Below are 7008 nucleotides of genomic sequence, written 5' to 3' on the forward strand. Positions count from 1 at the left end.
CTCGAAAAAACCTCGCTAAGTGTTTAGGTATATGTCTTTCTAGGCTCGAAAGTACCGCGCCAAGTAAGAGCATTATATCATAGGGTGTAGTATAAGTACAACAATCAGTTACGAATTTCTCTTTCAAGGCATCTCGCTGTGGCAGAGCGCCATATGAATTTAATGCTTTAAACCAACAAAGTATTGTGTTATACTGTTGTTTAACGATTGTTATATCAAAGGAGGTTTTTCAGGATGATTTGGGCAAAGGAAGAGACTCTGCCAAGAGCTGAGATTGAGGCAATCCAGCTGAAACGCTTAAAAGAGACAGTCACCTATATATATGAGCGTGTCGAGCCTTACCGCAAAAAAATGGATGAGGCCAAAGTGAAGCCGGAAGATATCCAAACTTTACAGGATTTAAGAAAGCTGCCGTTTACATATAAAGCTGACTTCAGAGAAAATTATCCCGATGGTTTATTTGCGGTGGATAAAGAGGATATTGTCCGATATCACGCCAGCTCTGGTACTACGGGAAAGCCTACGGTCGTAGGATATACAGCCAATGATCTGGATATATGGCTGAATAATGTGGCAAGAATTGCCTGTATGGGAGGTGCCACTGCCAAAGATGTGGCGCAGATTTCCTTTGGCTATGGCACATTTACGGGTGCCCTCGGGCTGCACGGAGGCCTGGAGAAGATAGGGGCATCGGTAATCCCCATGTCTTCGGGAAATTCGGGTAAGCAGATGATGTTTCTGCAGGATATGGGGGTGACACTGCTGGTGGCGACCCCTTCCTATGCACTGCATTTAGGAGAATCTTTAAGAGAATGCGGAGTGGATCCAGCAAGGGATTTAAAGACACGCATTGGACTCTTTGGGGGCGAGGGAATGACAGAACCCATGAGAGATGAGATGCACAAGGTGTGGGGAGAACAATTTATATGTACACAGAATTATGGAATGAGCGAGCTATGTGGTCCCGGGGTGGCGGGAGAATGTACCCGGCTGTGTGGGATGCATATAAATGAGGACTGGTTTATTCCTGAGATTATCGATCCGGATACAGAGGAGGTGCTGCCTTCCGGCTCTACCGGGGAACTGGTGGTTACATGTCTGGGCAAGGAGGCCCTTCCTCTTGTCAGATACCGCACCGGTGATCTGACAAGACTCATGTATGAGCCGTGTGAATGCGGAAGGACGACGGTGCGTATGGCCAATCTGTCAGGCCGTGTGGATGATATGCTTGTCATCCGTGGAGTAAATGTATTCCCCGGACAAATTGAAGAGGTATTGTTTAAGATAGAGGAGATAGGCCCTCACTATGAGATTCTGGTGGAGAGAAAGAACAGGCTGGATGTGATGACAATCACAGTAGAATTGATAGATGACAGGCTTCTGGACAGTTACTCCAGGCTGGGCAGCCTGGAACAGGGCATCAAGGCAGCTCTGAAGTCTCAGCTTGGACTTGCAACACATATCAGACTGGTTGCACCAAACTCTCTTCAGCGGTTTGAGGGCAAAGCAAAGAGAGTTACAGATTTACGAAAGGATGGTTTATAAGAATATGTCAGAAAGAGTAATCATGTTGGGGAATGAAGCTATAGCCAGAGGGGCTTATGAGGCCGGAGTCAAGGTATCCTCCGCTTACCCCGGCACACCCAGCACGGAGGTAAGTGAATATCTGGTTCAGTATAGAGATGATGTCTATGAGGAGTGGGCACCCAATGAAAAAGTGGCTGCTGAAGTGGCAGTAGGGGCAAGTCTTGCAGGTGTGCGTTCTATGGTGTGTATGAAGCATGTGGGGCTGAATGTGGCTTCAGACCCTCTTTATTCAGTATCCTACATGGGTGTGAACGGCGGACTTGTGTTTATGGTTGCAGATGATCCTGGTTTATACAGTTCCCAGAACGAGCAGGACACTAGAATGGTAGCCAGAGCTTCCCAGGTTCCGGTTATAGAGCCTTCTGATAGTGCGGAAGCAAAAGACTTCTTTAAAATTGCCTTTGATTTAAGCGAACAGTTCGACAGGCCGTTTATATTCAGGACGACCACCCGTCTGTCCCATTCTCAGGGTATTGTGGAGCTACAGGATAGAAAGAATATTCCGGATAAGCCTTATAAGAAGAACGTCCGCAAAAATGTAATGATGCCGGGAAATGCAAAGCTTCGCCATATAGAAATAGAAAAGCGTAATCTGGAGCTGGCAGAGGCAGCCAACACCCTGCCAATCAATAAGGTTGAAATGAACGATACAAAAATAGGTGTGATTACAAGTGGTATTCCCTATCAATATGTGAAGGAGGCACTTCCAGATGCCTCTGTTCTAAAACTTGGGATGGTAAATCCTCTTCCGCGAAAACTGATAGAGGAGTTTGCGTCAAAGGTAGATACCTTATATGTTGTGGAAGAGCTGGATCCAGTGATTGAAGAGCAGGTCAAATCTTGGGGAATTAAAGCAATCGGAAAAGAAATTTTCACAGTGCAGGGTGAATACAGCGCCAATATGGTGATGAAAGCCATTTTAAAAGAAGCGCCTGAAACAGATGTGCCGGCTGAGATTCCACAGCGTCCGCCGATTCTCTGTCCGGGATGTCCCCACCGGAGCGTATATCACGTGATGAATAAGCTTAAACTCCATGCTGCCGGCGACATCGGCTGCTATACACTGGGTGCAGTTGCGCCGCTAAGTGTTGTGGACACTACTATGTGTATGGGATCTGGTATTTCCACCTTACATGGAATGGAAAAGGCAAAGGGAAAGGAATATATCAAGGACTGGGTTGCAGTGATCGGAGACTCCACATTCTTACATACAGGTGTAAATTCTTTGATGAACATGGTTTACAACAATGCCACAGGTACGGTTGTGATTCTCGACAATTCCACTACAGGAATGACCGGACATCAGGATCATGCTGCAACCGGAAAAACACTGCAGGGAGATCCGACTTATATGATTAATATTCCTGCACTCTGCCGCGCCATAGGGGTGAAAAATGTGACAGAGATCAATGCTTTTGACATTGTTCTGTTGGAGAAGACCTTAAAGGAAGAAGTGGCAAAGGATGAGGTATCTGTGATCATAACAAAGACGCCCTGTGTTCTCCTTGATAAATCTAGGAAGCCGGTTTATATCTCCCATGAAGATAAATGTAAAAAATGCGGCATGTGTTTAAAGCCCGGCTGCCCGGCCATCACGAAAAATCCAGATGGCACCGTGCATATTGACGATACGATTTGTACAGGATGCGGACTGTGTGAAACACTATGTAAATTCGGTGCAATAGAACTGGCAAAGGCGGGTGTATAGAAATGACAGTAAAGAATATTATGATAGTTGGAGTAGGAGGGCAGGGAACCCTGCTTACCAGTAGAATATTGGGTAGTCTTACAATGGCAGGAGGGTACGACGTGAAGCTTTCGGAGGTGCACGGCATGGCTCAAAGGGGAGGCAGCGTTGTTACCTTTGTACGCTACGGTGAGAAGGTGGCAGAGCCTATCGTGGAAGAGGGGCAGGCAGATGTGCTGATTGCCTTTGAACGGCTGGAGGCCTTGAGGTACGCTCATTTCCTGAAAAAGGACGGGGCATTGATTGTCAATGACTGGCGGATAGATCCCATGCCGGTTGTAATCGGGGCCGCCAAGTATCCGGAGCATATTCTGGAAGCCTTGGAAAAAGACCACAGAGTTTATAAAGTCAATGCAACCAAGGAGGCCAGAAAGCTGGGCAATTCCCGTGTCTTTAATCTGATTGTGCTCGGAATTGCAGCGCAGCATATGGATTTTACTAAGAAGCAGTGGTATGATGTGATTGAGAAGACCGTGCCGCCAAAAACAGTCGATATTAATAAAAAGGCATTTGATGTAGGCTATACTTTATAAAACAAAGGCAGGTGTGAGGATGATTAAACAGTTATCGGTATTTGTGGAAAACAGGCCGGGCAGTATCATGAGGGTGACCTCTGCACTTACCTCGGCATGCATTAATATCCGGGCCATAGCCTCTTTTGATACGCCGGAATTCGCAATCTTACGTTTGGTTGTAGACCGGCCGGCCAAAGCCAAGGAGGATCTGACAGCCAAAGGATTTGTCGTCAAAGTTCATGATGTAATCGGAGTAGAACTAAAAGATGAAAAAGGAAATCTGAACAAGATGTTATCTGTCCTCGCCGAGGGTGGAATCAGCATCAGCTATATCTATTCCTTTGTAATCAGGGAGGAAAAAGCCCCTGTTATGGTGTTTAATACGGATAATTATGAGAAGGCAGAGAAAGCCTTAAGAGCAGCAGATATAAAGCTGGTTGAGGAAGTAGAGTTATAAAGCAAGAAGGTACAAAGTAAAAGATAAAGGAGTCAAAAGGATGGCGGCAGTGGTACTGGAAAATTGGGTGGAACGGATCAGGAACCCGGAAATTGAATGTATGAGCAGGGATGAAATGGCAGCTTTGCAGAGCAAGCGTCTGGCAAATGTTGTAAACCGTGTCTATCACAATGTAGATTTCTATCACAAGAAGATGAAAGCTCTCGGGGTGGAACCGGGGGATATTAAGGGAATTGAAGATATCGATAAGCTCCCTTTTACAACAAAAGAAGATTTAAGAGACAATTACCCCTTCGGACTTCTGGCAATACCCAGAAAAGATGTTGTTCGTGTTCAGGGAACATCCGGCACAACGGGGAAACTGACACTGGCCTCTTATTCTCAGAAAGATGTGGATGTCTGGGGGGAATGCGTTGCAAGGTGCCTGACTATGGCGGGCCTTAACGAAGAGGACATTATCCATATATGTTATGGCTACGGATTGTTTACCGGAGGCATTGGGCTGGATTTTGGAGCAAGAGCGCTGGGAGCAACGGCTATCCCCATGTCCGCCGGAAATACTGCACGCCAGATGATGTGTATGGAAGACTTTGGGGCGACTGCCATTGCATGTACGCCTTCTTATGCACTCCATCTTGCAGAATCCCTGCAGGAAGCCGGCCTTATAGAACAACTGCATATCAAAACGGGGATTCACGGTGCAGAGCCCTGGACAGAGGAAATGCGCAGGAAAATCGAAAGTATTCTTCACATTAACTGCTTTGATATCTATGGGTTATGCGAAATTACCGGACCAGGGGTGGCACAGGACTGCATCCATCATGCAGGATTACATATCAATGCAGATTATTTCTATCCGGAAATATTAAATCCGGCGACAAACAAGATGTGCGCAGACAAAGAGACAGGAGAACTGGTATTTACCACTCTGGCGAAGGAAGCAATGCCTTTACTTCGCTACCGTACAAAGGACTTGACCAGTATTGACCACAGCACCTGCAGGTGTGGAAGGACTACGCCAAGAATCTCCCAGTTTACCGGCCGCACAGATGATATGAAGGTAATCCGAGGAGTCAATGTATTTCCGACCCAGGTTGAAACGGCACTTCTTAGTATGGGCGGGGCAGTGGCGCCACATTATCTCATGATTGTGGAGCGGAAAGACAACATGGATATCCTTACGGTTATGGTGGAGGTAGACGAGAGCCTGTTCTCTGATGAAATCAGAAAATTGGATGCGCTGAAAAATAAAATAGGTGCAGTGCTCAAACAAGCGCTTGGGGTATCTGTCCGTGTAAAACTGGTCGAGCCAAAGACCATACAGAGAAGCGAGGGAAAAGCAGTGCGCGTCATTGATAAACGCGGCCTGTGATAAGTAAAGGGGGAAGAACAGGTGGGAATTACAATTCAGCAATTATCAGTATTTCTTGAAAACAGGGAAGGACGTTTGGACGAAGTGCTTGCGGCATTGGCAAGTAATGATGTGAATATCGTGGCACTGAGCCTGGCGGATACATCGGATTATGGGATGCTCCGTATGATTGTATCTAATCCGAACAAGGGCAGGGCCGTACTGAAGGAAATCGGGATTACGGCAATGCTGACAGATGTGGTGGCATTTCGTGTCCCTCATGCTACAGGCTCTTTAAGTAAAGCAATGCACCAGATTGTAGAGGGAGATGTGAATATCGAGTACATGTATGCCTTTGCAAATGGAGTGGACGCGTCTGCCGTGCTTAAGACGGATGATCCGGCAAGAGTGGCGGATATTTTGCGGGGCAGTGGATTCGATGTCTGGGAGGCAGCGGAAGCCTATGTCTCTAATTTGGATTTGTAGTGTGCTGTCTTCATTGACTTTCAGTAAAACCGCGCAGAACCAATTTTCAGACTGCAAGACGGAGGTATGCCAGAACTGAAAAAAGGTATCGGGAATTTTCTCGATACCTTTTTAAGGATTCTTAATCATATTTCGCTGTATTTCTTTTAAATATTTAATTTTAATTATATAATTAAAAGGTACATATAAAATTCTGATTAAAGTTTTACTACGTTAGTTGCCTGAGGTCCTTTAGCGCCTTCTGTTACATCAAATTCAACAGCCTGGCCTTCTTCTAAGGACTTGAATCCATCCATGTTTAATCCTGAGTAGTGTACGAACACATCATTTCCTTCTGAATCAGAGATGAATCCATAACCTTTTTGGTTGTTAAACCATTTTACTGTACCTGTCATTGTGTTGCCCTCCATAAAATAAAAAATAAATAATAAAGTATTTACATTGTCCACGAAACTATATGAACAACGCTGTATTAGCGTAGCATATTTAACAATGAAAGTCAACGCATTTATGAAACATTCTGCAAAAATATACAAATATATCAAATATATTTAACAGTTAGGAAAACGGCAGGCAAAGTAGCTAATTTTCAACTGATTGAAAAAGACGTTAATATGTTATATACTGGCGTTAACAAAATATGAAGCAGAAGGAGAATAATTTTATGCTGGGATTTAAGTACACCATTACAGACTCTGAGGGAATCCATGCGAGACCGGCGGGAATGTTGGTAAAGCAGGCTGCAGGCTATAAGTCCGATATCAAGATTGCAAAGGGTGAAAAGAGTGCTGATGCAAAGAGAATTTTCGGTGTTATGGGACTGGGTACTAAAGCAGGTGAAGAAATCACTGTGACTGCAGATGGA

At 45.2% G+C, this 7008-nt stretch carries 8 protein-coding genes; 7 read left to right on the forward strand and 1 reads right to left on the reverse strand.

The annotated features are described in order from the left end of the window. The first annotated feature begins 234 nt into the window (after positions 1-234). The 6 genes from EDD59_RS14640 to EDD59_RS14665 are packed head-to-tail and all read left to right on the forward strand — an operon-like array spanning position 235 to position 6143. Positions 235-1545 carry a phenylacetate--CoA ligase family protein gene (locus EDD59_RS14640; RefSeq protein WP_132383188.1) on the forward strand — a complete coding sequence of 437 codons (1311 nt, stop codon included), beginning with the start codon at positions 235-237 and terminating at the stop codon, positions 1543-1545. A gap of 4 nt (positions 1546-1549) precedes the next feature. Further along, entirely contained in the window at positions 1550-3295 is a 1746-nt protein-coding gene (gene iorA / locus EDD59_RS14645) for an indolepyruvate ferredoxin oxidoreductase subunit alpha (RefSeq protein WP_132383190.1), read from the forward strand. Between the two features lie 2 nt (positions 3296-3297). After that, positions 3298-3867: an indolepyruvate oxidoreductase subunit beta gene (locus EDD59_RS14650; protein ID WP_132383192.1), complete on the forward strand. Its 570-nt coding sequence runs from the start codon at positions 3298-3300 to the stop codon at positions 3865-3867. Between the two features lie 19 nt (positions 3868-3886). Then, positions 3887-4306, forward strand: coding sequence for an ACT domain-containing protein (locus tag EDD59_RS14655; protein ID WP_132383194.1), 420 nt, complete (start codon positions 3887-3889; stop codon positions 4304-4306). A 40-nt stretch (positions 4307-4346) separates the two neighbouring features. Then, entirely contained in the window at positions 4347-5678 is a 1332-nt protein-coding gene (locus tag EDD59_RS14660) for a phenylacetate--CoA ligase family protein (RefSeq protein WP_132383196.1), read from the forward strand. A gap of 21 nt (positions 5679-5699) precedes the next feature. Beyond that, positions 5700-6143 (forward strand): ACT domain-containing protein, encoded by a 444-nt coding sequence (locus EDD59_RS14665; protein ID WP_132383198.1) that lies wholly within the window; start codon positions 5700-5702, stop codon positions 6141-6143. A gap of 197 nt (positions 6144-6340) precedes the next feature. Here the strand turns inward: EDD59_RS14665 and EDD59_RS14670 are convergent, their stop codons facing one another. Next, complete coding sequence (locus tag EDD59_RS14670) at positions 6341-6538, reverse strand: cold shock domain-containing protein (RefSeq protein WP_089985107.1); 198 nt, start codon at positions 6536-6538, stop codon at positions 6341-6343. A gap of 269 nt (positions 6539-6807) precedes the next feature. Here EDD59_RS14670 and EDD59_RS14675 point away from each other — a divergent pair. Then, on the forward strand, positions 6808-7008 hold a 201-nt coding region (locus EDD59_RS14675), incomplete at its 3' end, for an HPr family phosphocarrier protein (RefSeq protein ID WP_132383200.1).

Origin of the sequence: Muricomes intestini, assembly GCF_004346165.1 — a bacterium.
GTDB lineage: Bacteria > Bacillota > Clostridia > Lachnospirales > Lachnospiraceae > Muricomes > Muricomes intestini.

What these genes read in the sequence shown, in the direction of transcription:
- EDD59_RS14660 (WP_132383196.1), top strand. Translation starts at nt 4,347, where the DNA reads ATGGCGGCAGTGGTACTGGAAAATTGGGTGGAACGGATCAGGAACCCG.
- iorA (WP_132383190.1), top strand. Translation starts at nt 1,550, where the DNA reads ATGTCAGAAAGAGTAATCATGTTGGGGAATGAAGCTATAGCCAGAGGG.
- EDD59_RS14650 (WP_132383192.1), top strand. Translation starts at nt 3,298, where the DNA reads ATGACAGTAAAGAATATTATGATAGTTGGAGTAGGAGGGCAGGGAACC.
- EDD59_RS14640 (WP_132383188.1), top strand. Translation starts at nt 235, where the DNA reads ATGATTTGGGCAAAGGAAGAGACTCTGCCAAGAGCTGAGATTGAGGCA.
- EDD59_RS14655 (WP_132383194.1), top strand. Translation starts at nt 3,887, where the DNA reads ATGATTAAACAGTTATCGGTATTTGTGGAAAACAGGCCGGGCAGTATC.
- EDD59_RS14670 (WP_089985107.1), bottom strand. Translation starts at nt 6,538, where the DNA reads ATGACAGGTACAGTAAAATGGTTTAACAACCAAAAAGGTTATGGATTC.